The sequence below is a fragment of the uncultured Gimesia sp. genome (genome assembly GCF_963976445.1).
Taxonomy (GTDB): Bacteria; Planctomycetota; Planctomycetia; order Planctomycetales; family Planctomycetaceae; genus Gimesia.
This window is the reverse complement of record NZ_CAXBKP010000003.1, coordinates 316,092-342,699: the sequence shown is the minus strand read 5'-3', so window position 1 is coordinate 342,699 and position 26,608 is coordinate 316,092. Positions and strand designations below refer to the sequence as shown.

General features: G+C 49.2%; 20 protein-coding genes. 8 read left to right on the top strand and 12 right to left on the bottom strand.

Annotation, left to right across the window (positions count from 1 at the left end; all coding sequences use genetic code 11):
- Positions 1 to 14 precede the first annotated feature (14 nt).
- Positions 15 to 1,064, bottom strand: coding sequence for a rod shape-determining protein (locus tag AAC022_RS05880; RefSeq protein ID WP_339728916.1), 1,050 nt, complete (start codon positions 1,062 to 1,064; stop codon positions 15 to 17).
- A gap of 285 nt (positions 1,065 to 1,349) precedes the next feature.
- Here AAC022_RS05880 and AAC022_RS05875 point away from each other — a divergent pair, with 285 nt between their 5' ends.
- Positions 1,350 to 1,994, top strand: a complete 645-nt coding sequence (locus AAC022_RS05875) for a CPBP family intramembrane glutamic endopeptidase (RefSeq protein WP_339728914.1) — start codon at positions 1,350 to 1,352, stop codon at positions 1,992 to 1,994.
- A gap of 9 nt (positions 1,995 to 2,003) precedes the next feature.
- Here the strand turns inward: AAC022_RS05875 and AAC022_RS05870 are convergent, their stop codons facing one another.
- The 3 genes from AAC022_RS05870 to tyrS all read right to left on the bottom strand — a co-directional run bounded on the left by AAC022_RS05870 (position 2,004) and on the right by tyrS (position 5,932).
- Positions 2,004 to 3,179, bottom strand: a complete 1,176-nt coding sequence (locus tag AAC022_RS05870; RefSeq protein ID WP_339728912.1) for a TlpA disulfide reductase family protein — start codon at positions 3,177 to 3,179, stop codon at positions 2,004 to 2,006.
- Between the two features lie 232 nt (positions 3,180 to 3,411).
- On the bottom strand, positions 3,412 to 4,497 hold the full coding sequence (locus AAC022_RS05865; protein WP_339728909.1) for a Gfo/Idh/MocA family oxidoreductase: 1,086 nt from the start codon (positions 4,495 to 4,497) through the stop codon (positions 3,412 to 3,414).
- 211 nt (positions 4,498 to 4,708) lie between these two features.
- Positions 4,709 to 5,932, bottom strand: coding sequence for a tyrosine--tRNA ligase (tyrS, locus tag AAC022_RS05860; protein ID WP_339728906.1), 1,224 nt, complete (start codon positions 5,930 to 5,932; stop codon positions 4,709 to 4,711).
- Positions 5,933 to 6,321: 389 nt separating this feature from the next.
- On the opposite strand from tyrS, the gene AAC022_RS05855 reads away from it, so the two are divergent.
- Entirely contained in the window at positions 6,322 to 7,167 is an 846-nt protein-coding gene (locus tag AAC022_RS05855; RefSeq protein WP_339728904.1) for a transglutaminase-like domain-containing protein, read from the top strand.
- Positions 7,168 to 7,204: 37 nt separating this feature from the next.
- On the opposite strand, the gene AAC022_RS05850 is transcribed toward AAC022_RS05855, so the two are convergent.
- Positions 7,205 to 7,708: a hypothetical protein gene (locus AAC022_RS05850; protein ID WP_339728902.1), complete on the bottom strand. Its 504-nt coding sequence runs from the start codon at positions 7,706 to 7,708 to the stop codon at positions 7,205 to 7,207.
- Positions 7,709 to 8,100: 392 nt separating this feature from the next.
- A complete protein-coding gene (locus tag AAC022_RS05845) occupies positions 8,101 to 9,861 on the bottom strand; it encodes a tetratricopeptide repeat protein (protein WP_339728899.1) in 1,761 nt (586 codons plus the stop codon).
- 149 nt (positions 9,862 to 10,010) lie between these two features.
- Between AAC022_RS05845 and AAC022_RS05840 the strand changes: the two genes are divergently transcribed.
- Positions 10,011 to 10,847, top strand: a complete 837-nt coding sequence (locus AAC022_RS05840; protein ID WP_339728896.1) for a sugar phosphate isomerase/epimerase family protein — start codon at positions 10,011 to 10,013, stop codon at positions 10,845 to 10,847.
- 164 nt (positions 10,848 to 11,011) lie between these two features.
- Here AAC022_RS05840 and AAC022_RS05835 read toward each other — a convergent pair whose 3' ends face one another.
- Both AAC022_RS05835 and AAC022_RS05830 read right to left on the bottom strand, forming a co-directional pair.
- Positions 11,012 to 16,237 carry a PVC-type heme-binding CxxCH protein gene (locus AAC022_RS05835; RefSeq protein ID WP_339728895.1) on the bottom strand — a complete coding sequence of 1,742 codons (5,226 nt, stop codon included), beginning with the start codon at positions 16,235 to 16,237 and terminating at the stop codon, positions 11,012 to 11,014.
- A gap of 76 nt (positions 16,238 to 16,313) precedes the next feature.
- Complete coding sequence (locus tag AAC022_RS05830) at positions 16,314 to 17,429, bottom strand: Gfo/Idh/MocA family oxidoreductase (protein ID WP_339728893.1); 1,116 nt, start codon at positions 17,427 to 17,429, stop codon at positions 16,314 to 16,316.
- A 372-nt stretch (positions 17,430 to 17,801) separates the two neighbouring features.
- On the opposite strand from AAC022_RS05830, the gene AAC022_RS05825 reads away from it, so the two are divergent.
- The 3 genes from AAC022_RS05825 (at position 17,802) to AAC022_RS05815 (ending at position 20,789) form a co-directional block, all read left to right on the top strand.
- Positions 17,802 to 18,962 (top strand): XylR family transcriptional regulator, encoded by a 1,161-nt coding sequence (locus AAC022_RS05825; RefSeq protein ID WP_339728890.1) that lies wholly within the window; start codon positions 17,802 to 17,804, stop codon positions 18,960 to 18,962.
- Between the two features lie 129 nt (positions 18,963 to 19,091).
- Entirely contained in the window at positions 19,092 to 19,442 is a 351-nt protein-coding gene (locus tag AAC022_RS05820) for a hypothetical protein (RefSeq protein ID WP_339728888.1), read from the top strand.
- A gap of 117 nt (positions 19,443 to 19,559) precedes the next feature.
- Entirely contained in the window at positions 19,560 to 20,789 is a 1,230-nt protein-coding gene (locus AAC022_RS05815) for a hypothetical protein (RefSeq protein WP_339728884.1), read from the top strand.
- 8 nt (positions 20,790 to 20,797) lie between these two features.
- Here the strand turns inward: AAC022_RS05815 and AAC022_RS05810 are convergent, their stop codons facing one another.
- From AAC022_RS05810 to purM, 3 genes are all read right to left on the bottom strand, one after another.
- Positions 20,798 to 22,042 (bottom strand): methyl-accepting chemotaxis protein, encoded by a 1,245-nt coding sequence (locus AAC022_RS05810; RefSeq protein ID WP_339728882.1) that lies wholly within the window; start codon positions 22,040 to 22,042, stop codon positions 20,798 to 20,800.
- A 66-nt stretch (positions 22,043 to 22,108) separates the two neighbouring features.
- Complete coding sequence (locus AAC022_RS05805) at positions 22,109 to 22,627, bottom strand: PAS domain-containing protein (RefSeq protein ID WP_339728881.1); 519 nt, start codon at positions 22,625 to 22,627, stop codon at positions 22,109 to 22,111.
- A 460-nt stretch (positions 22,628 to 23,087) separates the two neighbouring features.
- Positions 23,088 to 24,164, bottom strand: coding sequence for a phosphoribosylformylglycinamidine cyclo-ligase (gene purM / locus AAC022_RS05800; protein WP_339728878.1), 1,077 nt, complete (start codon positions 24,162 to 24,164; stop codon positions 23,088 to 23,090).
- Between the two features lie 295 nt (positions 24,165 to 24,459).
- On the opposite strand from purM, the gene AAC022_RS05795 reads away from it, so the two are divergent.
- Complete coding sequence (locus AAC022_RS05795) at positions 24,460 to 25,332, top strand: fumarylacetoacetate hydrolase family protein (RefSeq protein WP_339728876.1); 873 nt, start codon at positions 24,460 to 24,462, stop codon at positions 25,330 to 25,332.
- A gap of 10 nt (positions 25,333 to 25,342) precedes the next feature.
- Here the strand turns inward: AAC022_RS05795 and AAC022_RS05790 are convergent, their stop codons facing one another.
- A complete protein-coding gene (locus AAC022_RS05790; RefSeq protein WP_339728873.1) occupies positions 25,343 to 25,540 on the bottom strand; it encodes a cold shock domain-containing protein in 198 nt (65 codons plus the stop codon).
- A 657-nt stretch (positions 25,541 to 26,197) separates the two neighbouring features.
- Here AAC022_RS05790 and AAC022_RS05785 point away from each other — a divergent pair.
- Positions 26,198 to 26,416 (top strand): hypothetical protein, encoded by a 219-nt coding sequence (locus tag AAC022_RS05785; protein ID WP_339728870.1) that lies wholly within the window; start codon positions 26,198 to 26,200, stop codon positions 26,414 to 26,416.
- Positions 26,417 to 26,608 lie beyond the last annotated feature (192 nt).

The following is a 26,608-nucleotide window of genomic DNA, read 5'->3' as shown; positions in this document are numbered from 1 at the left end:
CTGCGGCCCGTCCCTTAAAAATCACCTTCGCCATTATCGAAGGCGTGTCGCCATTGACTCAGGTGTTCCAGGCAAATCGCAGTTCCCCGCGCCACAGTCCGCAGCGGGTCTTCATCCACGCGCACCGGAATTCCCAATTGCTCGGTCATGTAATATTCAAGCCCCCGCAGTAAAGCACCGCCCCCCGTGAGCACCATTCCGTTGTCAGCCAGATCTGCCACAAGTTCCGGCTTACATTGTTCGATTGTCAGCTTACAGCAATTCAAAATCGATTCCAAAGGACCATGTAACGCATCGCGGAGCTCTTCACTGGTCACGATGGCTTTCCGTGGAATGCTGCTGATAATATCCAGGCCTTTCACTTCGCCCGTCAATTCCTGCTCTAACGGGTAAGCACTGCCCAGTTCCAGTTTGAGTTCTTCCGCCGTTTGCACACCCACCCGCAATGAAAAATGCTGCTTCATATATTCCACGATGGCTTCATCGAATTTATCGCCGCCAATTCGAACCGAATTGCTGACCACGGTATCGCCCAGACTCATGATGGCGACTTCACTGGTGCCTCCGCCAATGTCACAGACCATGCTCGCCATCGGTTCGGAAATCGGTAAGCCGGCGCCAATTCCGGCTGCCTTCGATTCTTCAATCAGATACACACGCCCCGCGCCAGCCCGTTCCGCACTATTAAACACCGCGCGTTTTTCAACCGGCGTAATACTGCCCGGTACTGCGATCACCACACGAGGTCTCAACCCGCGCGAATGATGGCGGGCCTTGTGAATGAAGTAACGCAGCATCGCTTCGCAGAGCTCAAAATCCGTGATCACGCCATCTTTCAGCGGACGGACGGCGATAATGCTGTCTGGTGTGCGGCCCAGCATCTGCTTGGCCAGTTTTCCAACCGCAGTTCCTTTACCCAGAATCTTGCGGCTTCCCTTATGCAACGCCACCACCGAGGGTTCGTCCAGCGCAATCCCCTCGCCTTGGATGGCTACAATTGTATTAGCCGTTCCCAGATCGATCGCCAAGTCAGGACAGAGCCATTGACGTAAACGGTGCAGCATCCTTGCACTACCGCTTCTTAAGAAAAAGAGAAACTGCGGAAACAGAAACAAGCGGCAATCTCAAACGCCGACCGCTGAGAAGCCTGCTATTCACAAAACATCCTGTTAAGATTGGGAAAATGTATTCGAGATGGTGAGTTTCTGCAAGATGCAGTTTCGAATCAGTCCCCCCGCCGATAAAACAGGAAGACTCGGTAACCTTGGTTAGGCTTGCCCGATTTGGATTCCGCCAATTCGATGCTATAATCAAGAAAAATCCATTGATAGAGAGTGAACCGCCCCCTTATGTTTGATTCGGATGACGAAGAAGAAATTGAAGACACCATCATACAGGAACAACAATTCTTCATCCTGGGCGGCTCTCTGTTCTCAATTGCCTTTATCTTCATTGCCTTTGGTGTGGGCTGGGTGCTGGGCGTCAGTCCGCTGCAAAACCTGAACTGGAGTTGGCCCGACCTCTTCATCGGGGCCGCAGCAGCACTGCCCATGTTTCTGTTTTTTCTGTTCGCCGTCCGCACGCGCATCCAGGCATTTCAAAAGATCAAGCAGTTCTTGATGGATGAACTCGGTCCCCGCATTGAACATGGCTCGATTCTGGAGCTGTTCATTCTCTCAATTTTTATCGGCCTCGGAGAAGAGATGCTGTTTCGCGGCGTCCTGCAATCATGGGCGACTCAATACGGCGTCGTTTTCGCCATCATCTTCACAAACCTGCTATTTGGCATTGTCCACTCCATCACCCGCCTGTACGTCATCGTCGCCACGCTGATGGGCGTTTACTTGAGTCTGCTGCTCGTCTTCTTCTCGCCTCAGAACCTGCTGATTCCGATCACCACGCATACTATCTACGACTTCCTCTGCTTTATCACCATTATGCGACTATACCGGCAGCAGGTCATTGCCGATCATCCTGAAAGCGAGGTCTTTTAAGCCTGTCTGTTATTTTGCTTCCAAAAGTGCTCTCAGTTTATCGCGACCTGCTTTTTCCCTCAGGTCCCATTTCCCAACGACGTTGCCGTTGCGATCGATCACGATCGAACTCGGAAAGCCATCGATGCCATAGTCGACGCTCATTTTCGAATTCGCAACCGGCTCTCCCCCAGGGGAGTAGGGCAATTTTCGAAGGCGAGTGAGGGCAACCGGGAACGCAATCTCTCTCCCCTTCCAGATATTCTTTTGAATATTGATCAATTTCTCATCCATCGCTTTGACCGAAGTCACTTCGTCATCCTCGCCATACGGTGTATGGATGCCGATGATCACCAAGTCCTCACTTGAAAATTCATCTTGGAGCTGGAAGATTGAAGGAATGCCTGTAAGAATACAAGGACCACACCACCAGCCCCAGAATTCTAGAATGACGACTTTACCCCGCAGCTGCGACAGTTTGACAGGCGGTCCATTTTTCCATTCACGAACATCGGTAATTTTTGGTGCGGACTTGCCTTCAAGTAGAATCCATTGCTTGGCGTCGGCGTTGGTCACCCCTGTATCAAATTCTTTTTGCCCCTCTTTGATGATAATCTTTTTTTCTACCGGATTAATATTTTCTCCAGAACTTACCAATGTGAATTCGCCCGGTGGTAGAAAAAAATGAAGTGTTGAGCCAGTATCGTTGCACCATTGGCAGGATATATTCTCGGAAGCACTGAGTCCCCGAATCAGACCGATTTTTTTCCCTATCTGATTAAGCTGCTTGCTCTTGATCTGCCAAGTGACATGACATTCGTGATACATCGTCAGGACCAGTGGCGACTTTTTGTCCTGAATGAGATCCGTGCGTTTGATGGCAACGAGTCCCCGCCCGGCATGGCGCGCAAATACTATACCACGATATTTGTCAGGATCACGAAAATGAATGAGGCCATTGGAATCTGATTTGAGTCCGAAATGCCCAAAACTCCAGTTAGCACCGTTCTCTTCATCGTATCCGTTGATAAGAGCAATCATCCCCGTCTGTGCGCCCACAACAGGTTTGCCCTGTTCGTCGACCAACTGCACCGTCAGAAATGGTTTGGATTCGGATTTCGCCTCTTTGTTCTCATTGTCTGCATACACAACGCCTGCAAAAAGGAACGTGGTTACCAACATGAAATATTTGAATCCGAGTCGCATGTCATTCTCCGAAAAATGTCCCGTAGATATTGAAACTCTCTCTTCAGACAGGCACTCAATCGACTTTTGTCTATCGAACATATTATTTTTACATAACTCGTCTCAACTAAGACATCATCGAATTACGAATTCAAGTGAGAACACGCTCTGATGCCAGATAAAAGGCCCCATAAAAAAACAGGACGAGCATACAATGCCCGTCCTGTTTTTGAATTTGACATCCGTTCCGGTTTTACTTTTTCTTTGATGTCTTGGGGATCCTGGGATCTCGTTTCAAAGGCAGTGAAACCTGCTTGCCGGTCCAGGAAGATTGATAGATCGCCAGAATGATTTCGACACTCTTACGACCATCGTTGCCATCCACAAACGGTTTCTTCCCCGTCTTGATCGACTTGATAAAGTCTTTCAACTGTTCCATATGACCTGCGTAAGAAATCGCAGAGGGGTCGCTGGCGCCGCCGGTATTGCCGCTCTTCTTTGCCAGGTCCGTTCGAATTTTTTCATCGCGGGCATTCTCTTTGGCAAACTCCCAATGCAAGACATCGTCCTGTTCAATAATGACGGTTCCGTGCGTACCGGAGATTTCCGTTTTCTTGAGCAGTCCAGGAAAAACACTCGTACTGGCTTCAATCACGCCGAGAGCGCCATTTTTGAAGCGAATGGTCGCCACGCCCGTGTCTTCGACTTCGATCCGCTTGTGAGCCAAAGTGCCTGTCATGCCGTTGACGTCGGCTACATCGCCCATGAGCCAGAACAAGAGGTCGACATTATGAATCGCCTGATTCATATAGGCCCCGCCCCCATCCATTTGCCAGGTGCCACGCCATCCGCCGCTGTCGTAATATTCCTGTGTCCGCCACCATTTGACATAGGTATCCCCCATTGTCAGTTTACCAAAGCGACCTTTGTCGATCGCTTTTTTTAATTCCTGATTGGCGGTACCAAACCGTGATGGCATGATGGTCGTCAGCTGAACTTTATTTTTCTTGCAGGCGTCGATAATCGCATCACACCGTTTGAGTGTTATTTCCAGCGGTTTCTCAACGACCACATGCTTGCCAGCGTTCGCCGCAGCAACTGCCGGATCCATATGCGCACCGCTGGGCGTGCAGATGGTGACGACATCCACTTCGGGATCTGCCAGCATTTCATCTAAATCATGATAGGCCGTGCAACCATTCGCTTCTGCAAATTTGTCAGCCGATCCTGCAAATCGATCAAAGCAGGCGACCAGCTTGGCGCCCCGAATCTCTTCGAGTGCCTTTGCATGAAAATTCGAAATCATGCCACAGCCGACAATTCCAAAACCTGTTGCCATAACTGTTGCTTCCTGTAGTACGTCAAAAAAAGTAACTGTCTCCGCCAGAGTCAAACACGGGCAGTGTCAAACACCGAAATGGGAGAACAAAAAGTATCTTAACTAAGCGGCTTAACCATCGTTTTACGAAGTATTGTCGGCGATTGCAATCCGCGCGGATTCAATTCCCCTCTTTGCCCACAAAACCAGGCAGACGCAGCTCAAAACGAACTTAATCCACCAGTTCGATCTGGCAGAACCGTTTCTTACCCACCCATAACAGCAATCCTGACTCGACTGGAATCGCCTGATCATGGGTTTCGATTTTTTCTTTCTCTTCCCCCATCTTGGCCCCTCCCTGCTGAATCGAACGCCGGGCATTACTGGTCGAATCACACAACCCTGCCTGTTTCAGCAAGTTCGCCGCGGGCAAAGTCCCATCTTCGCTCAACTCTGACTTCGATAATTTGACAACAGGAATCTCAGAGGGCTTGCCCCCCGAACCAATCTCCTGCTGCCAACGTTCTGCTGATTCGTCTGCAGCGTCGGCATCGTGGTACTCGCTGATAATGGCTTTCGCCAGCTGCACCTTGGCTTCTTTGGGGTGCCCTTGCAGAATGGCCTTCACTTCCTCAAGAGGAAAGTCGGTCAACAGTTCATAAAACATCGGCATACTGTCATCCGAAAGCTGCATGAATTTTTTCATCATCTCATAGGGAGCTTCACTGATGCCGATGTAATTATCCAAGCTCTTACCCATTCGCCTGACACCATCGGTGCCCACCAGAATCGGTGACATTACACTTACCTGTTGTTTCAACCCTTGAGCTTTTTGCAAATCGCGCGCCAGCATAAACGAGTAGAGCTGTTCGGTGCCCCCTAGCTCAATGTCGGCTTTAATTTCGACCGAATCCCAGGCCTGCATAATCGGGTACAGGCACTCGTGCAGATAAATGGCCGCTTCTTCACGATACCGCTTGGAAAAATCATCGCGAGTCAACAATTGGGCAATCGTGACTTTGCTGCAGAGTTCCAGGATGTCGGCAAAATTCATTTTGCTGAACCAGTCGCCGTTCCGGACAACTTCTGCGTTAGTCAGGTCAATGACTTTGCCAACCTGATCGAGATAATCAATGGCATTCGCTTCCACCTGTTCGGCTGTGAGACGCGCCCGGGTTTCATCCCGCCCACTGGGATCTCCAACGAGGGCCGTGTAATTTCCGATAATAATGACAGCCTGATGTCCCAGTTCCTGAAACTGGCGCATCTTCCGCATCGGAACCGTATGGCCCAGGTGGAGGTTAATCCCTGTCGGGTCAATTCCGTATTTTACCCGTAATGGGGTTCCGGTTTCCCGGCTCCATTTTAATTTTTCTGCCAGTTCCTGTTCAGGAACGATCTTCTCGACGCCGCGACGGATGACAGCCAATTGCTCTTCCACAGGCAAAAATTGCATTGAACGTACCAGACTCTTCTCTTAAATAATGGTTCTAAAAAAGGGGTTTCGCCCATTTTGTCGATTCATGCCGCGAGCGTCAATCTATGCAGCGGACTCGAAGTCGGTAATTTGGCAACGATTTGAACAATCGATGCCCGTCCTGAGAAGATCCGCTTTTGAGAGCGGCAAAAAAGGACAAACAAGGCCAAAAGAATGAAACGGCTCAATCTTGTGGTATTTACAAAATGCCGGAATTTTCCCCTGTACACAGAAAGAATGACATTGATACAACTCCCTAAAATCAGTTACAAGAATCGAATCATAAACGCGTCTCTCATTTTTTAATTCCTACACGCATAATTCCTACACGCATCCCCTCAACTACAAAACTAAGCCTGTCTTTTCAAATGGACATTTCACACATTTTACAATTCAAACAGGATCAGGAATTTTCGAAACTCCTGCATCACGACAATTATATCGACCTCACAATAGCCGCTCTGGAACTGGCCCGTGATGACCAGCCCGACTTGCAGTTTGAGCCGATTTTGATCTGGATTCGATCACGGGCCTGTGAACTCTCGGGTCGCGTCGCACTGTCCAATGATGATCGATCGCTGGTGCAATGCTTGGCAGACTGTCTGGCAAAACAGCACGGACTCATGGGCAACACCACCTGCTACCATCAGCCGGAAGGCAGCTACTTAAATCGTGTGGTGGAATCCAAACAAGGATTGCCAATTTCACTCTCGCTCATTTATATGGCGGTCGGAAAAGAATTGGGAATTGATATTCAGGGAGTCGCTGCCCCCATCCAGTTTCTGGTCCGTTATGAATCTCATACAGGCCCGTTATTCATCGATCCTTATGCAAAAGGCGCCATCTATAACGAACAGGAATGTATCGAGCGGCTGGCTGAACTGGGCGATTTCCCCCATAGTCAACTCGTCAGGCTCTTAAAGCCGGCCAGCCATCGGGAAATTATTGTCCGCATGCTAATGAATCTCAAACGGATCCATGAAGAACAGCAGGACTATCAGCGTGCCTGGAATGTGCAATGTCGACTGCTTGCGCTGAGCCCACTTTCGAACTCGCACAAAAAAGATCTGGCAGCACTCAGTTTTGAAACCAAAAAATTGGGTCTTGCTGTGGAACTGCTTGAAAGCTGCTTGAAGAGCTGTCCCGTTTCCGAACAGGACGATATCAAGCTGATGCTGCAGAAAGCGCACGCGGAACTGGCAAACTGGAACTGACAGCGCGTTGACCGTTTGAGCCCAGTCCACAAACTGCTTAAGCGACCTTCTGTTTGGTCTGGTACAGAAATCGGCCCCCACTCTGAAAAGTCTGATTTTCAGAAAAGCGACTCCAGGCCAGACGAACGACCAGAAATTCCTTCACCGATTTTTTCAAATCAAAGGTCACGGCAACTTCACGCGAATAGATTGGCGTCTGATGTGAAAACGAAATTCCCTCGATCGAAAGATTGCGGCCTTCCACAATCTGCAACTCGGATTCCAGTTTATTCGATTTTGGATTGATCATCGCCAGACCAATCGAACGCCCCAGTGGAATCCGATGCCATTTACGACAACTGATGTTAGACGGCTCCAGATACCAACTGGCGACAACAGTATCAGCCAGTTTGTTCAGTTCGGGAATTCGTCGCAGGCAGGGGAACTTTTTCGTTTCGCGTAAAAAAGCTTCGCGTTTATCAAACTTAAACTCTGGTGTCCGCACTTCAACCAGACTGCGCGACATTGCTTCTCTCTCGCATGCACCTAAGAATTGCCCCATTGAATTTGCTCTTTATATACGTATCAAAACTGAAAACGGAACGAAGCTACCAGGAATTCATGAAATGAGATCCCAGTATCTTTGATGAAAATCATTAACTCAAGAAATGCTGCCGGGGAGTTTCAGGGAGAGAGATAACTTAAATTTAGCCCGAAAAGAAATCGTGGTCAAATTTCTCTGAAACAGGATTCTGATATGAGCACGCAAACTTGAGCGATAATCTCCCCAAACGGAATAACCGATTGTCCTTCAGTGCAACTCAGGAATTCGTACATCACGAAACCTCCGGCCAGGCAGGTCCTTAGATGGACACGCGGCGCATTCTGAATCTTAGCAGAGGTTTAGTCCTCCTTTTCAGATTCAGACAGTAACACAGACTCAAAACGGGGGAGTCATTGTTCCAGGGCCGATTTCACTTCCGCAATCACAGGCTCCCAGTCCCCCAGATTTTTCTGTCGAAACAGACGGGCCGAAGGATACCAGGGACTATCTGTTCGATCGAGCAACCACCGCCATTCCGGCAACTCAGAAACCAGAATCCAAACCGGAACACCTAAACAACCAGCCAGATGCGCCACCGCCGTATCACAGGTAATGACAAGATCCAGATTCTGAATCAAAGCAGCGACCTCGGTAAAGTCGCCTGTTTCCGCCTTGTATTCTGCCCCTGGTTGCAACAGATTCCAGGATGCCGTTAAAGCGGCGATTTGATCCAAACCGTTCACCTGTTGCAGGCTGACAAGTTGCACACCCGGAACGTCACCAAACGGCAAAAAATCCTGTAACGGAATCGAGCGAAACTTATCCTTGGGGAAATTAAGATTGCCGCTCCAGTTCAAACCAATCTTTTTGCCCTCATATTCAGACAGGAAGTCAAGCCAATGCTGCTGTCGCTCGACTGACGGAACCAAAAACGGAACATCAACAGGAATCGTTTCCAGACTCGTTTCCAAATAAAGGGGTACACTGAGTAACGCTGATTGATAGTCATATTCGGGAATGGGATCTCCCTCGATCAGAATCTGATCAATCTCGGGAATGGATTGAAGCAGATCAGCCAGTTCGGTCTGACAGAGCAACAGAACTTGCGCTGCCCCCTGCCTTTTCAATTCGATCGCAAAGCGGAGAAACAAGAGCGTGTCCCCAAACCCCTGTTCACACCACAGAAGAATCGTTTTACCGGCTAACGACTCCCCCTGCCAGCGGGGTCCCGAATACGCCGTGCGCGTCGCCGGGCCAATATCAACTCGTCGCTCATAACCTCGCCAGCCCGCTGCCAGATCGCCCGCCAGCATATTGGTTGTCGCCAGATTGAACTCGGCCATCGGAAAATCGGGCCGCAGGCTCAGTGCTTTCATGAAATTATCGCAAGCCCCTGCAATATCATGCTTCAACTTGAGAGCGTTCCCCAGATTATTATAACCTTCGGGTTCAACCGGTGCCGCTTGAATCGCACGTTTCGCAGACTGAATTGCCGCTTCCCCATTTCCCATCGATTCATAGGCATAACTCAAACTCACCAGGATTTGATAATGCTCCGGATGTGTCTCTAACATCGATTCATATAACTGAATCGCGTCGTGATACTGGCGTTGCAAAACCAGTACGTAGGCCAATTTCATCGAGAGATTAAAGTCATCCGGCACTTTGCCCAAAAGTTCCCGATAGATCTTTTCCGCTTCTGGCAAGTCTCCTGCCAGCTTGAGTACGTCGGCTAACTTCTGATACGTTTCCAGGTTCTCTTTATTCAACTCATACGATTTTCGGTAGCATTCGGCTGCATCCGTGAATAAACCACGGCTTTCCGTTAATGAACCCAGATTGAAATAAGCACGCTCATAGTGAGGATTAATCCGCAGCGCCTGCTCATACGACTGGCCAGACTCCTGCCACTTGCCGGCCGCATGGTAGGCAACTCCTAAATTATTGTGCACGTCAGGCAATTCGGGCTGCAACTGAGTCACTTTGAGAAAATTGGTAATGCTCTGATCCAGATCCCCTCGCTGCAATTGCAGCGTACCCAGATAATACAAAGCTTCCCAATTCCGACCATTGGATTCCAGCACACGTTGGTAGATCGTTTCCGCCTGATCCAGATCCCCCGATTGATGGTGCGATAGTGCCGTTTTCAGTTGTTCCTGTATCTCAACCATGAGAAAACCTCTTCCATGTGACTCCTGAGACAGCTCAGATTAAAAGTCTTTAGCCCAGTGGCTTTGTATTTATTGCTGGCTCAAAGTAACATTCTAGTAGCAGTACTGCAATAACTGTTTAAAGATCCTTGATACAGAAAGTAAAACGTATGGCCGCTCTTGTCTCTTGCCTGACAAATTCATATGGACGCTTTGGTCCTGTCGCTGCCATGGAACACATCCGCGATGCCGGGCTGGAATACCTGGAATTGAATATCAAAAACCATGGTGTTCCTTCGTTCTTTAAAGAAACGCCCCTCCTCACGAATGCCTCTACCGCGGCTGACATTGACCGAGTTAAAGGCCTCCTGAAACAGCATCGCGTCAAACTTTCCAGCTGCAATATCACCAGTGGAAACCCACTCGATCCTGAGATTGTCTCGATCACAAAACAAAAACTCGACCTGGCACATCAATTGGGTGTGAAACTGGTTGTGGGAGGGGCTGGCGAAATTGAACAGGAATCACAAAGAGACGATCTCTACAAAAACTTGCGCGAGATCGGAGATTATGCCGCCACGAAAAAAATCACCTATTGCTTCGAAACACACCCGGGAATTTGTGTGGATGCAGCCGGCATGTTACGCACAATGCAAGACCTTGATCATCCCCACCTGAGACTCAACTTTGATACCGGCAACATCAATTTTTACAACAAGCATGCCAATGTTCTGGAGTCCCTGCATGAAGTCGTCACTTATGTAAAGCACGTGCATCTGAAAGATTCGTACTGCAAATACAAAGACTGGAATTTCACGACTCTCGGCGAAGCGGGATGCGTCGATTTTCTCAAAGTCCGTTTCATTCTGGAAGACCATGATTTTGAAGGCCCCTACAGTCTGGAAATCGAAGGCATTGAAGGGGAACCCGAACTCACATTAGAAGAACATCACAATCGCGTAAAACAGAGCGTGCTGTATTTAAGGGAGTGTGGCTTCTTTGAGTGAGAATGAATGCGGTGATTGAATATGTCAGACAGATCCTGTCCGCACAATTCGAAGATATCGGAGCACTCAGTGCTAATCTGCGACGTCGGAACATCAATCTAAAATGGGGACACACAGGCTGGCCCCCCAAATGAGAACCAGCCTGCAATAGACACAGGCAGTTCCTAGTCAGCGATGGGCCCCAGTTGTAATTCCAGATCTTTAAACCGCACCTCCATCGGGCCGCCGGAATGAATCTGGAACGCAATGACTCCCGATTTTGCCCCTGGCGGATCATTCAGGTCAGTGCAGAGATTTCCATTGATATAAGTTCGAATCCGGGGCCCGACGGCGACAATTCGATACTCGTTCCATTCGCCTTCTTTCACGTGTTCCTCGCCTGATTTCTCAAACAACAGGCCGCGACCATGTTCTTCGTACAGCTTGCCCCACCAGCCTTTACCGGCGTCCGCCTGATACCCTTTGACGTACCCGCCTGATTCCAGACTGCTGCGGAACTGAATTCCACTGTTGCCCGCGTTGGGAGTAAGTTTGACTTTGGCTTTCAACTCAAAATCACCCACACGCAGATCACTCACCAGAAACTCGTTCCGTTTGATGCCCGGTGAACGGCCCACGATCTCGCCATTCTCAACCGACCATAGTTGGCTATTTCCCGTCCAGCCCGTCAGGTTCTGACCGTTAAAAAAGAGTTTCAGATTATCTTTGGTCGCCTGCATTGGCACCTGTTTGGAACTGGCCAGATAAGCGACCAGAGATCGAACCTCATCTCGATTCAACTGCTTCCACAAATTGTCGGGCATCATTGATTTATCACTCAGACTCATCTCATCGATTTCATCACGGGGAATAATGACGGTTTCATTCGCCGTCGCGACCGTCACCGCGTTCTTGTCTTCTTTCTTGATGATCCCGGTCACGATTCGCCCAGACTCCGTCACAATCACCACCGGCTGATAATCCTTTGCCATCACGGCACTGGGATCAATCACGTTGGATAACAGATAGTCCATGTTGGCCCGGTTGGAACCGGTCAGTTCCGGACCAATCGATTCGCCGGTTCCAAACAGCTTATGACACTGCTGGCACGTCTTCGCGAACACAGCCCGTCCCAAATGCAGATCAGGTGTTGGCCGAGGACGGGCAAGCATGTCTTTATAGCTGGCGATCAGTTTCTTCTTATCCGCCGCGGATTCACGCACGATCCCCCAGACCTTACCAATTTTTTCGTTCAGACTTTTATCTTTCAAGTTGCCTAACTGACGAATAATCTCAGCCGACAGATCTTTCGAAGCAACCTCTTTCGTTTCCACAGCCGCTATGAGCTGATGCGCATAATCGGATCGACTGGCAAGCGTGTTCAGCGCATCCCGTTTTTCATTCAAATCGAACTGGGAATAGCGTTTCAAAATCGCCGGAGCCGTTCCCGCATCCGCATAACCGGCCAATCCCCGCAGTCCTTCGCGGCGTAAATTCTTTTCATCCAATAGCGTAATCAGAATTGGCACCAATTGAGAATCTTGCGCCCCCAGTAAGGAAGCCAATGCCGACTTCCGACTTGCCAAATCACTTTTTTGGTCCACAACAACTTCACGCAGTCGCTGCATGGCTGCCGGATCACCAAATGTCACTGCCAATGATAATGACTGCGATCGCACAACAGGGTCTTTACTACTGATCAGTTTTTTCCCGACAGTAGTCCACGGTTCAGGCATTGGGAATTTGCGACGTCCACGCAGGGCACTATTGATCGAATCCAGAAAGACTTTCTGGCGGGCCGCGGTGTCTGCCTCTCCCAGTTGTTGAACTAAAAAGGCAACCGCGTCTTCCGTCCCGATGTCGGCAATCCGCCGCAATGTGTAAGACTCAATCAACGGAATCCGTGAACTCTTTGCCAGTTCGAACGACCGCTGCATATTATGTGGTGCAAGAGGTTCAATCGCATACCAGTAAAGCAGTGGCAGATTATGATCGCTCTGATCTTCCGCATGGCTGACCAGCCCCGACAGAATGTCCCACCGCTGATCCAGAGGCAATCGATTCGCAGCAGACCCCAGATACAAGCGAACAACAGGAGAAGGATCTTTCACCGCGAGTTTTGCCAACTGCGACAGTATCGTACTGGAGGGAGTTCCGGTTTCCAGTGCCAGCTGAATCGCCCAACCTCGCATAAATTCACTAGGATCTTTCAGCGCCTGCAGAACTTTCTGCTCTGAGAGTCCTCCCGTCACATGCAACGTCCACAACGCACGCAAGCGGCGGGTTACATCGTCATGCTGAAACGCAATCTCGGCCAGTTGTGCATGCACTTCCGGATCGGCGCCACGTTCCTGCAGAATCCTGCGGGACTGTCTGACATACCAGTCATTCTTGTGTAACTGCAACTTGACCAGTTCCTCACTGGGCAGTTTCTGCAGATCCACTTTAACCGGTTTCGCATTTTTGTAAGCCACCCGAAAGATCCGGCCGTTCGAACGGTCATGTTTTTGAAATTCCCGATGATGGCACTGGTTCGTATCGTACCAGTCAATAAAATAAACTTGCCCGTCCGGACCAGTTCGCAGGTACAGAATCTGTGACGAACGGTCATTCGCAAGCAGAAAATCCGGAGCAAAATTTCCTTCATACCCCGATCCCTTCCGTGCCAGCACATCCTGATTGAGTCGGGCGCCGTGAATGTTATTCATAAATAACTGGTTGCGATATTTTTCCGGCCAGCTCCCGCCAAGATAAATCATCGCCCCTGCATGCGCATGCCCGCCCCCCACCAGATCGGAAGCGGCGCGGTCAGCCTTGTGCCATTGACCGCCGGTCCAGTGTCGGTGCTTGGCGATCGTCTTGATATCGTCGTAGGTATAAGGGTTGAAATGCTGCCCCGCCTGTCTACGGTAACGGGCATCTTGCACGACATGAAACAGGTGCGGAATCACACAGCAGGTCAGGAAACATTGTCCCTGATCATTAAAGTCGACGCCCCAGGGATTACTGGTTCCGTGTGCAAAAACCTCGAACTCGTGACGTGTGGGATGATATCGCCAGATGCCCGCATTGATCGGTTGCCGCTGATCATCGGGCGTTCCTGGTTTGCCAACCCGGGAATGGGTAAACACACCGTGACATCCATAGAGCCAGCCATCAGGGCCCCAGATAAACGAATTTAACGTTTCGTGCGTATCTTCGTAATGCCAGCCATCCAGTAATACCTGTGGCTCGGCATCCGGCTTGTCGTCACCGTTTTTATCGGGAATAAATAACAGGTACGGCGCCTGACCGACCCAGACACCACCAAAGCCGACTTCCAGACCACTGACCAGATTCAGTTTGTCCTTGAAGATTTTCCGTGTTTCAAATTTTCCATCCGCGTCTTTGTCTTCAAAAATCAGGATTCGGTCTTTTCCTTTTCCCTCCGGCTGCCTGCTGGGATAGGCATAAGATTCAGCCACCCACAAGCGCCCACGATCATCAATGGTCATCGCGATCGGCTGCTGCACATCGGGCTCGGCCGCAATCAGGTTTACAGAAAACCCTTCCGGCACCGTCATCACTTCGGCCGCTTTCGGTCCGAGCAGGCCATCGTATTTCTGAGTATATAATTTGGGTGGCGTGCCACTATTGGCGACGGCTAATCGCGCTGGTTTCTGCTTATGAAATCGAAAATGGTCGAAGTTAATATGCCCCCAAGCACCTCGATGTTGATCGACCAGACGAATAAAAATCTCTTTCCCCTGATACTTGGAAAGATCGACCAGCACCTGATGCATCTGCTCATTGTTGCGGCCGCTGGCTTTGGCAATTACTTTATTCGTCGCCTGATCCACAATTTCGACTCGCGTGGAATCATCTGAACCGCCACCAACATAAAAAGAAGCAAATGGGTAATTCACTTTAATCGAAGCCGACGTCAATGTTCCTACAGGCTTGTCTTCCAGGAATTCATATGTCCCGACCCAGAACTGCCCCTGGTGATTACTTCGCATATCATTGCGACGGGCATGCACCGTATCCCCCCTGGCTGGCTGCTTTTGAAAAGCCACGCCATCAGAAATCCAGTCGTTGAGGTTGCCCAGTTCGAAGTCCACGTTCACACGTTTGCCTTTGGCATTCGTGGCATAAAACTCACCCGGCTTCAATTCGTTTTTCACTGAAACCTTCGGAGGCACATACTTTTTAGGCTGCGCTTTCTTCCAGGCTTTTTCGTCAACCTTCACCTTTTTATGAACCAATAAGTAAGTACCAGACTTGTTACCCACGACCAGATCGGGCAGTTTGTCTCCCGTCACATCACCGGCGACAACCTGCGTTCCCACTCCCGACTGATCGTTGATTTGAAAGGGTAGAAAATCGACACCGTCTTTGGTTCGGACAATTTTAAACCAGTAATTGACGGACGCGTCTTTCGCACCGGGATCATGTCCCTGATGCGCCCAAAAACGTTTTCCGGTTACGATATCCTTAATGCCATCGCCGTCCATATCGACCAGATCAACCGCGTGTAACTGAGAGAATACCACGCCATATTTATTTTCTTCAGGTCGACTCCCCATGATGACATGTTCCACAAACGTGATCTCATCATCCTGCTTCTGATTTTCAAACCAGGAGAGTCCGAACGCGTGGGCGGCTTTACTGGTGATCACATCTTGATCCCCGTCTCCGTCTACATCGTAGGCGTACATCTGGGCGCCGCCTGCTCCGGCGAATTTGAAAGGATGACGCGTCCAGAAGCCCGGCTTACTGAGATCCGCCGGTTGTTCCCACCAGCCATTTTTTTCAAGGATGTCAGCCTTTCCATCGCCGTTCACATCACCCACACCAAAACCGTGCGTGAAGCGACCGTATTTCAGGTTGGGCGAAATAGGATGAAACTGCCAGGGCTTGGTCGGATCTTTCCCCGGTCCTGCATAGCCAAGCTGGCCTGCCGTGTGAAATACCAGCTCTGGCTCGCCATCCCCTGTCAGATCGGTATAAGTCGGCGATTCATTATCTACTAATGGATGCGCCAGATGCTTCTTCCAGTGCCCCGGCTTGCCCTGTGGATTCGCGTACCAGAATGCTTCCTTCCCGGGAAAACCGATAATCACGATATCCTGCCAGTTGTCCTTATTGATATCGTGCACGTAAGCGAAAAAGTTATCGGAATAGCCATTCACATTCCATTCTTTGACCGGATAGTATTCGTGCTTCGTTTTGAAATCGGGCCCCTCGTGCCAATACGGCCCCGAGATCACATCCTGATGACCATCTCCGTTCAAATCACCGAAGGTCGCCCCCTCGGAATAGAACTTGGTCCCCAGTTGCATCCGATCAAACTGATGGACCGTAAAATCCTCAGCAGCCAAAAGTGGAGCTGTATATGCCAGCAGCATCAATAACAGGGAGTAACGAGCCATAACCATTCCCCTCAGAAATATGTTTGAATTGGGTCGATTGTATTAAATGACAGAACTTCGAATTTCAAGACGCCGCTTATTCCAGCGTAAAGGCGGGCAGTTTTTTAAGTTCGCCCCCGGCCACCGCTGATTCGTGAGCCAGAATGCCCACGCTGGTCCAGTTTGCAGAGAGCGAGGCGTTCGGCCAGGGATCGCTGTCCTCTACCAGTGACTTCAAAAACGCATTCACCAGATGCGGATGTGAACCGCCGTGCCCTGCCCCTTGCAAGAAAGAAAGGTGGTCGGCGTCATGAATCGCACGGGTAAATTTCTGAATTTCCGGCGGCAACAGATGGGCATAGTCGGGCACATCCACGCGCTCCGCGATTTCCGGTTCCGGCTTCTTTGCCGTATGCAAAATCGGTTTATCCCCTTCAATTAAAGGCCACTCAAATGATTTTTTCGTGCCATACACGTCGACCGATTCGCGGTACTGCCGCGCCGTATCAAACAGAAACCGCCAAATGTGAGCCGCGATGTCAGAATCTTTGATTTTGATATGACAGGTTTCCACGGCAAACTTGTTACCTGACTTCTCGGCGATCTCATCGTTCACCGTCCCGGAACCGAAACAGCTCACATACTCGGCACGACCATTGACCATCCCTAATACAGGACTCACCACATGGGTCGCGTAATGCATGGGTATCATGCGCTCCCAGTATTCAGGCCAGCCTTCCATGTCTTGGGGGTGACTGGCTTGCATGTATTGAATTTTGCCGAGTTCCCCTTTGTCGTACATCTCTTTGATGAATAAAAACTCGCGACTGTAAACCACCGTCTCCATCATCATATATTTCAAGCCGGTCTCTTTGACCGTGTTCACAATCTGCTCACATTCTTCCACCGTCGTCGCCATCGGCACGGTACACGCGACATGCTTACCCGCTTTCAACGCTTTGATTGACTGTGGCGCGTGATCAGGAATCGGTGTATTAATATGGACGGCATCCACATCCGGATCGGCTAGCAATTCATCATATGACGTATAACGTTTCTCAATTCCAAAGGTGTCACCAATATGATTCAAATGTTCTTCTGACCGCTGACAAATCGCGTACATATTGGCGTTAGGGTGTGCCTGGTAAATGGGAATAAATTCTGCCCCGAAACCGAGCCCGACAAGCGCGACATTCATCTTTTTCTCACTCATGGCATTCCTTCTACGCTGCAAATATCTCTGTTGTTTGTTGTGATCCCTGATTAACTAGTGGAGTGTCATTTTTTAATTTTGGGTTGATGGATATCACGAGAGTGCGACAACGGAGCACGTAAACAACACCTCTAACCCTCAATTCCTAGCTTGACAAAGCACTAGTGGATCAAAGTTTATTTATTGTAAAACGTCTCAAATCAAGTACCATGTAAACTTGCGCATAATAAATTGAGGTATTTCACCGAACCCAAAATGACTCTTCTCTGTAAAGACAGGCAGAAATGATGTCTCCGTCTGAACCTGCCACGTAACCCCCTTAATAATATTACATTTACGTCAACTAAACTCTGTTCCTCCTGCAGACAGATCATGAAACAACGTCCCTCCATCGCCCTGCTCATTGAATCGTCGAATTCCTACGCGCGAGGATTGCTGCGTGGCGTGATGTCCTATATCCATGAGCATCGCTCCTGGTCGATCTACCTGCCCGAGCACGGCAGAGGTTCCGTGCCCGTCAACTGGCTCAACAGCTGGCACGGCGATGGGATTATCGCCCGCATTGAAAATGAAAAAATCGCAGAAGCCGTCGTCAACAGTGGCGTGCCCGCCGTGGATGTGAGTGCCGCCCGCCTCGCCCCTTCACTCCCCTGGGTCGAAACCGATGACCGCGCAATTGCCACACTGGCCGCACAACACTTAATAGAGCGTGGTTTCCAGCATTATGCCTTTTGTGGCGACGATCGTTTCAACTGGTCCCGCTGGCGGGAAGACCATTTTCAATCATGTATTGAAAACGCAGGCTACGTCTGCCATAGATATCCACAAGCAAAGGGTCGCAAAAAAACGATTCCCTGGGAACAGGAACAGCAGCGACTCTCAGAATGGATTCGCCAACTCCCCAAACCAGTAGGCGTGATGGCCTGCTATGATATCAAAGCGCAACAACTGCTCGACGTCTGCCGTACAAGCTCTGTTTCTGTCCCTGAAGAAGTCGCCATCATCGGCGTCGATAATGACGAAATTCTCTGCAATCTTTCCGAGCCACCTCTCTCCAGTGTCATTCCCAATACGCGGCTCACCGGTTACGAAGCAGCCGCCCTCTTGGATCGAATGATCGCCGGCCAGACGGTTTCTTCGGAAGCGCATCTCATCAAGCCACTGGGAATCGCCACGCGCCAATCCACCGATATTCAAGCCATCGATGATAAATTCATTTCGGACGCAGTCTGCTTCATCCGGCAGCATGCCTGCGATGGCATCAATGTGCAGACTGTGCTCAAATCGGTTCCCCTTTCCCGCCGCGTACTCGAAAGCCGCTTCCAAAAATTCATCGGCCGCTCACCTCATGAAGAAATCATGCGGATTCGTCTCGACCGTGTGAAACAGCTACTCGAAGAGACCGACCTCTCTCTAACCGCAATCGCAGAACGCACCGGATTTCGGCATCCCGAATATCTAAACGTCGCGTTTAAAAAACAGACCGGAACCACCCCCGGTACATTTCGCCGCGAGCAGAAGCGATCCCGCTGAGAACGATTTCCGGAAATCATTGAAACCGCCCGTGATCTTTTCTCGATTCTTACGCCTCACAATAGAAGACAGCTGCATGGCTGTCTTCTGCTCGTATCAGTTCGATTATTCCACTGAGAGGCAAAACTCATGAACCAAGCCCAGGATCCTCGTTTTAAACGCTATCTGCAACTGGCATATGGAATCTTCTGGGGAGGCGTATTCTCGACCATGCTCATTCTCTATCTCACAGAGCTGGTCTTCAAAATCAATTCCGATCCAATCAATATCGCTATGGCAGGCTCTTTTTACTTTTTCCTGCTTGCAGGGTCACTATTATTATTTATCTCTCACTGTCACCTGAAACTTTGTGAAAACAAAGTACTCAATCTGATTTTGGGCTCGATCAGTTTCATCATTCAGGCAGGAATCAACGCTGCACTGCTTGGCTTTATCTGGCTTTTCTTTCTGTTCTCCGTTATGAAAATCGGTTTCTGCTGACGGATGAGCGAATTTAAACCTACCGTGTTCCAATTTGCATCGCAAACCGTATATTAGTAGAGATTAATACCAGCGCCCTTCGCTTTTTCCTTAATTTCTGCGAATCGACGGAACAACATGACCGACACCGCTTCCCCTGCACCAGTTGAGAAGGCTAAGAAACGTATCGTCTCCCTGGACCAGTTTCGTGGCTACACGGTAGCTGGTATGTTTCTCGTCAACTACATGGGTTTCTTTGTCGTCTGCCCGGTCGTGCTGAAGCACCACAATACCTACTGCAGCTATGCCGACACGATCATGCCGCACTTTATGTTCGCGGTCGGCTTTGCCTTTCGGCTGACCTTCGGGCGGAGGGTCCAATCGGCAGGCGCCGTCTCGGCTTACATGCGGGTTGTGCAACGATTACTGGGACTGGTGCTGGTTTCCTTAATCATCTACCGCATTTCCCCGGTCGCCAAAACATGGAGTGAACTCCAGTCGATCGGCGTGTGGGATACCATCGCGGGGCCACTCAAACGAAACTGGTTCCAAACGTTGATGCACATCGCGGTCACTTCACTTTGGATCACGCCGGTCATCCGAGCGCGGGCGAGTATCCGGATCGCGTATCTGATTTTTTCAGCAGCCGCACATCTGGTTCTGTCTTATTACTTTTACTTCACGTGGGTCAATTCTCCGCCCAACGGCATTGATGGCGGACCACTTGGTTTTCTGACCTGGAGTATTCCCGCCATCATCGGCACACTCGCGTGCGACTGGATCGTGGAAGCAGAAGGCTTGCCGCGAATTAGACCATTCCTATTCTGGTCGGTTGTGTTGATGCTGCTAGGCTGGGGCATCTCGTGTGGCACACGCTTTTATGATGTCCCCGTCGTAGACCAGACAAACCCGGCGATACAAAAGCAAAAGCTCGCCCTCCACCCTGTGATTCCCGATGAAACACAACTCCAAGCCAAACAGGGGGAACCATTTACTGCGTATCTGGCGGAACCTCCGTTCGTCAAACCTCCCGAACAGAAGCAACGACAATGGAATTACTGGATGATGAGCCAGCGGGCGGGCACTTTATCTTACCTGGTCTTCTCCGCAGGCCTGTCGCTGTTTGTCTATTTGCTGTTCCATCTGGCCTGCGATCGAGGCAACTGGCATCTGCCCCTGTTTCGTACGCTGGGTACGAACGCGCTGGTCGCTTACATCCTGCACGATCTCGTGATGGAATCTGTCAAACCCTTTGCCACAAAAGACTCCCCTGCCTGGTACGCCTGGGGGAGCTTCATTCTCTTCTTCTGGATTACCTGGCTCCTGGTTCGCCATCTGGAAAAGAACAAGATTCACTTGAAGCTCTAAGCCAACTCTTAGTTCGAACGAATCGTCATCAGAAACTGATTGACTGCACTGTTCAAGCCTTCGGATTGCTGTGAAATATCATTCGCAGCGCCCAACAAATCTCGTGTAGAGTGACTCGTCTCTTCAGCAGTGGCGGCAACTCTCTGGATACTTTCAGTCGTTTGCACTGTCTTTTCTGCTGCGTCTTCGACGTTCTGGTGAATCGTCGCAATCGACTCGCTCTGTTCTGAAATGGATATGGAAATCGATTCGCTGATTTCATCCACTTTGCGAATGGTATTACTCACGGCCGAAATATTCGAAACGGCGTCATTCACCACACCTTGAATCAAACGAATCTGATCGGTAATATGATTGGTCGCATTCGCAGTATCTTGCGCCAGATTTTTCACCTCTGAGGCAACCACTGCAAAACCAGCCCCCGCGTCACCCGCACGGGCTGCTTCAATCGTGGCGTTCAAAGCCAGCAGGTTCGTCTGCCTGGCAATGTCAGCGATCATTTTCGCTACCGAACCAATGTCATTGGTCGCTTCTACCAAACCAGACATAAATTCCTTAGCATGCTCGCTTTCATTGACAGCCTGCTGAACGACTTCAGTCGACTCTTTGACCCGGGAATCAACTTGCTGAATCGATAGATTCAATTGAACCGTCGATTCCGCCACAATTTTTACGTTCTGACTCGTCTGATTCACAAACTCGACAGAATCAGAGGTTTCCTGGCTGGCTCTTTCCGTAACTGCCGTCAGCGATTGCACCGTGGCATGCAGTTGCGTGGCTGCTGCAGAAACAATCGTGGAAATCCCCTGAACTTCTTTCTCAAAGCCATCAGCCATTTCCAGACGCTTGCTCTCGGCTTCCTCGATCTCCTGTGCCTGGTGCTTCATTTTCTCACCAGCAGAATTAATCACCTCGGAAGCCTGTTTGAAACTCCCCCGCATACCTTTCAACAGAACCTTGCGATAAAACTTTCCATTGGCAGCAGCCGTCAGAGATGCTTTCGACTCTCTCACAAACGCATCGGTGTAATCCAAGAGGCCATTTACAGAACGAATGGCCCGCTCCAGATCACCATCGATATCGACGTGCAATAAGCGTGCTTCCAAATTTCCATACGAAGCAGCCTCACAGACATCAGCTAAATTTTTAATCCAGTGCCGGTAACGTTCCAACTCATTGCGTTCCGCTGCAGAGATTGATTCTTCCATCTGGTTCTCTGAGGCATTCGGTTTCACTGTTTCCAAGTCTAACATCTGTCACCTTTGTTAATTCAAGCTGAATTTTCGGTTTGATAAATCGATCAATGCTTTCAAAGTCGTTTAAAGTGCAAAGACATATTCGTCATATTGAACACCAGCTTCTTCCAACTGTGAAACCAATGCACCCGTTGCGTTCTGCATTCCAATCCGCCAGTCGGAGCTGGAATCTTCAATGCGTTTGAGTGATCGATAGAGCGTTTCGACTTTTGCAAGAGCCGTCCGGTCGGGAACACGACGGCTAGAATGATAACCAATCATTTTCCCGGAATAATCAAAGCTGGGTGTCACATGCGCGAGAACCCAGTAATGATCGCCGTTTTTACAAAGGTTAACGACATACGCAAATATTTCATTTCCTGATTCGATGGTGTCCCAGAGTAACTTGAACACACAATGCGGCATATCAGGGTGCCGAATCAGATTATGAGGCTTGCCCAGCACCTCTTCTTCGGTGTAACCAGCCACCCGAAGAAATGTATGATTGGCATAGGTAATCCGGCCCTTCAAATCCGTTTTACTAACGATGATATCGTCATCGTCAAAAGTTCTCTCAAAACCGGTCGGAGAGGGGCGTTCCATTTGATTCTTTCCCTGCATTTCAAGAATAGCATTCGATGAGCCAAATCGGGGGATCAACAGCTCAATAGACACACAAGTACATATAATTAGACATCTATATCACTTAATAGTTTTCGAACCAAACCATGCCCTGTGATCACAAAAGAAAATGCCCTGAGTCATTTGGGCTCAAAAAATCTTACAATTGTCGATTCAGTCGGATTTGAGTGACCGAAAACCAGCCAGACAAGGATACATCCGTGAACCCACTCCCCCAATAAACGGTATTTCCCTCTAAACCAGACCACACCTGGAATTTCAGAATTTCCGGCACGCAGCAGGGATATGACAGCGCAATGAAAGACCTCACTGACTTAAGAAAGTCGAGAGACAACCCCAAAGACGGGCATACAGACAGAGACCCCGGTCTTAAGAAAAAGTGGCAGAATCAGCGATTCAGAACGAAAAAACAGACCGACTCTCAGACGAGAGTCACATCTTTTTCGCCCTCTGCGACTTTGCCCAAGACGTGCGCCGGGCACTGAATAGACTGCAGTTTCTCCTGGACTTCCTTAGCTTGTTCAGCTCGCACGATGGCAACCATGCCGATACCCATGTTAAAGACGCGGAACATTTCTTCCTCGTCAATATTGCCCAGGGCCTGCAACCACTTAAAGAGGTCAGGTACTTTCCAGGATGACTTTTTCATCTCGATACGTCGATTCGAAGGCAGAATGCGTTCCACATTCTCAACCAGTCCCCCACCGGTGATATGCGCTAATCCGCTGAATACGATTTGATCAGGATAGTTTTGGGAAATTGTTTCGATCGCACCAGCATAAATTCGGGTTGGCTCTAACAACAGACTACCAACGGTCCGCTGATTCAGTTCTTCAACGGGATCATTAATTCCCAGGCCCGCCATTTCAAACACAACCTTACGAATCAGGCTGTAGCCATTGGAATGGAACCCGCTTGACTCCAGGCCAAGTACTACATCACCGGCCTGAATTGCCTGGCCATCCAGGATCTGATTTCGCTCTACCACACCAACACAAAACCCGGCCATATCAAAATCACCATCGCCATACAAGTCGGGCATGATGGCAGTCTCTCCGCCCAGCAAGGCAGCTTTGGAAAGCACACATCCTTTAGTGACTCCCTCCATCAATTCGACCAGTCGTTCCGGATCATCTTTACCCAGCGCGATATAATCTAAAAAGAACAGCGGCTCCGCCCCCAGACAGAGGCAATCATTCACGCACATCGCGACCAGATCGATGCCGATTGTATTATAAGTTCCCGCTTCAATCGCCACCTTGATCTTGGTTCCAACACCATCGGTTCCAGAAACCATGACCGGGTCTTCATAATTACGGGCACTGGCACCCGATCCCGGATTATTCAAACGAAACAATCCAGCAAAACCTCCCGGCAAATCCATCACACGTGATTTCTGAGCAGCATGAGTTTTCGCTATTAAGGGATGAATAGAAGACATCGCTTTCTGATAGAGATCCAGATCTACGCCGGCATCTTTATAAGTCGCTTTGGTCATGAGGTCATCCGAATATGTAAGAATTGAACCAGGAATTGTTCTATCACTCGCCTCACTTCAGCAAAGGCGGCTAACTTTTCACAGCATAACATTCCCCGGTGAAGAAGAAAATCAAACGTCTTGGTTATTTGAGTGCCCGATTAGGAAAACCTTGACAAAACGGTTTCTTCCTAAAACTCGAAGATATGATCCTGACGTTCACTACATCCATAGCGGACAGCAGCATAAGATTCCTGAAATTCAATCGATGCTTGTTTATGCTTCACATTCATTCTGCACCGAGGAGAAACCCTGCATGAAGTTAGCAACATTGCAAACAGAACAAGGCACCACAGTTGTCTCAGTTGTTGATCAAGAAAACGAACTGACATTTTTTGATCTACGTGCCTTTGACGAGAGCCTGCCACGATCGCTCAAAGGAATTCTCAGTCTGGAAAATGGACTGGAACGAGCCAGACAAGCTGCCGCGCAGGCGCAAGAGGCAGACCAGCAGATTACAGGTACTCTACTGGCACCGATTCCCCAACCTGGAAAAGTGCTCTGCATAGGCTTAAACTATCGGGATCACGCAGAAGAGACCGGAATGCCTTTTCCAGATGAACCCGTCTGTTTCAGCAAGTTCTCCAGTGCAGTCACCGGACCAGAACATCCGATCCGCATCCCGGCTATTGCCAAAGAAGTTGATTATGAAGCAGAGCTGGTGGCCGTCATCGGTAAGACCTGCCGCAACGTCAGCCAGGCAGACGCTCCCCAATACATCGCAGGCTACATGAACGGCCACGATGTTTCGGCACGCGACTGGCAAATCGGCCGACCGGGCGGACAGTGGCTGTTAGGAAAAACAGCGGACACATTCGCTCCGACTGGCCCTTACCTGGTAACGGCAGATGAAATTGATGACGCCAACAACCTACCCATCAAATTGACTTTGAACGGAGAGGTATTGCAGAATTCCAATACCGATAATTTTATCTTTACCATAGAAGAGGTAATCCAGTTCGTGTCTCAATTTATGACACTCGAACCAGGCGATATCATCTTTACCGGCACACCTCCCGGAGTTGGAATGGCCCGCAAACCGCCTATATATCTTAAGCCTGGAGACCAAGCCATCGTTGAGATACAGGGGCTGGGAGTATTACAAAATTCCGTTGAGATGTGGAATTGAAATGTGTTGTCTACTCGGAAGTAGTAACCCGAACTGCACGCAGGCCTCGATCACTCTTCTCGGTTTCAAACTCGACAGTTTGACCTTCAATCAGTTGATCGAATGTAATGCCATCAAGAGATGAGAGATGAAAAAAGATATCCTGTTGACCATCGTTGATGAAGCCAAACCCTTTTTCAGTAATTTTTTTAATTGTTCCAGTGGCCATATAGCCCATCCTCTAGCTTAAAAGTCGCTCGACAATAAAACGGAGTCTATTGTCACTCTGTAACTGATCACCACGATAAGCAAATCGTCTTAAAATGATGACACTCTAAAAAAATACGCAGAGCGTATTAAAACACAAAAATAATAAATAATGACAGGTAAAAGTTAAATCGACAGTTACCTCAATCAGGTTTTTCAGTCAACTTGACTCGCTCAACCTGAAATAAGTGTGACAAACAATTATTGAATTAGCAAACTGTTATATCAAAGTTTCTCATAAAATTTTTGAGAATTCTAAAAACCTCATTTCTGCATATTCTCCCACAAATCCCGCCTTTTTCTAACTTTTATCTTGACCTTTACAACATTTTTTGGCACCTCACCAGAACCTCATTTTCACTCCGAACAAACGACTCACCCTCATTTACCTCAGTCCACCTGACCGACACACCCGCAATCAGAAATGCAGTATTATCACTCTCCCAAAACAGGAAACCTCTTCAGTTCTACTGATTTCAATCTGAATTATGACTTTAAAACCTGCATGACGCTTGAAATCTGCTCTGCCGCATTTTTTAATGCTCTTAGACTCCTGTCTTTGAAGAACAGGAACCAAGTGACTCATTTTTTATAACAACGATTCGGAAGGGACAACACAATGTCTTTCACAAAATTGAGCCGGTTTAGCGCCGTGCTTCTAACAGCAAGTCTTTCAATCTGGTCCGTAGGTTGCGGCAGCCCCGCTTCAAACGCTCCAGCAAAACCTGCTGCAGAGACTCCTGCTGCAGACACAGACGCTGAAGCAGGATCCTCAACCGGCGATGCCGGCGCAGAAGTACCAGAAGGTGGCGAAGAACCAGCCAAAAAAGCTGAGTAAGCTTCCTGGTATAAACTGATTTAAAAACGCCCGTTCTTAATAACGGGCGTTTTTTTATTGATGCAAACAAAACCTGAATTCAACCACCGTATACCGGAAATACCGCCTTGCTCACTACCATTCAGGTGTCACATTCCCATTCGATAAAGATCGCTTATTAAAACCGTGCTATTTCCTGCACGACGAATTATA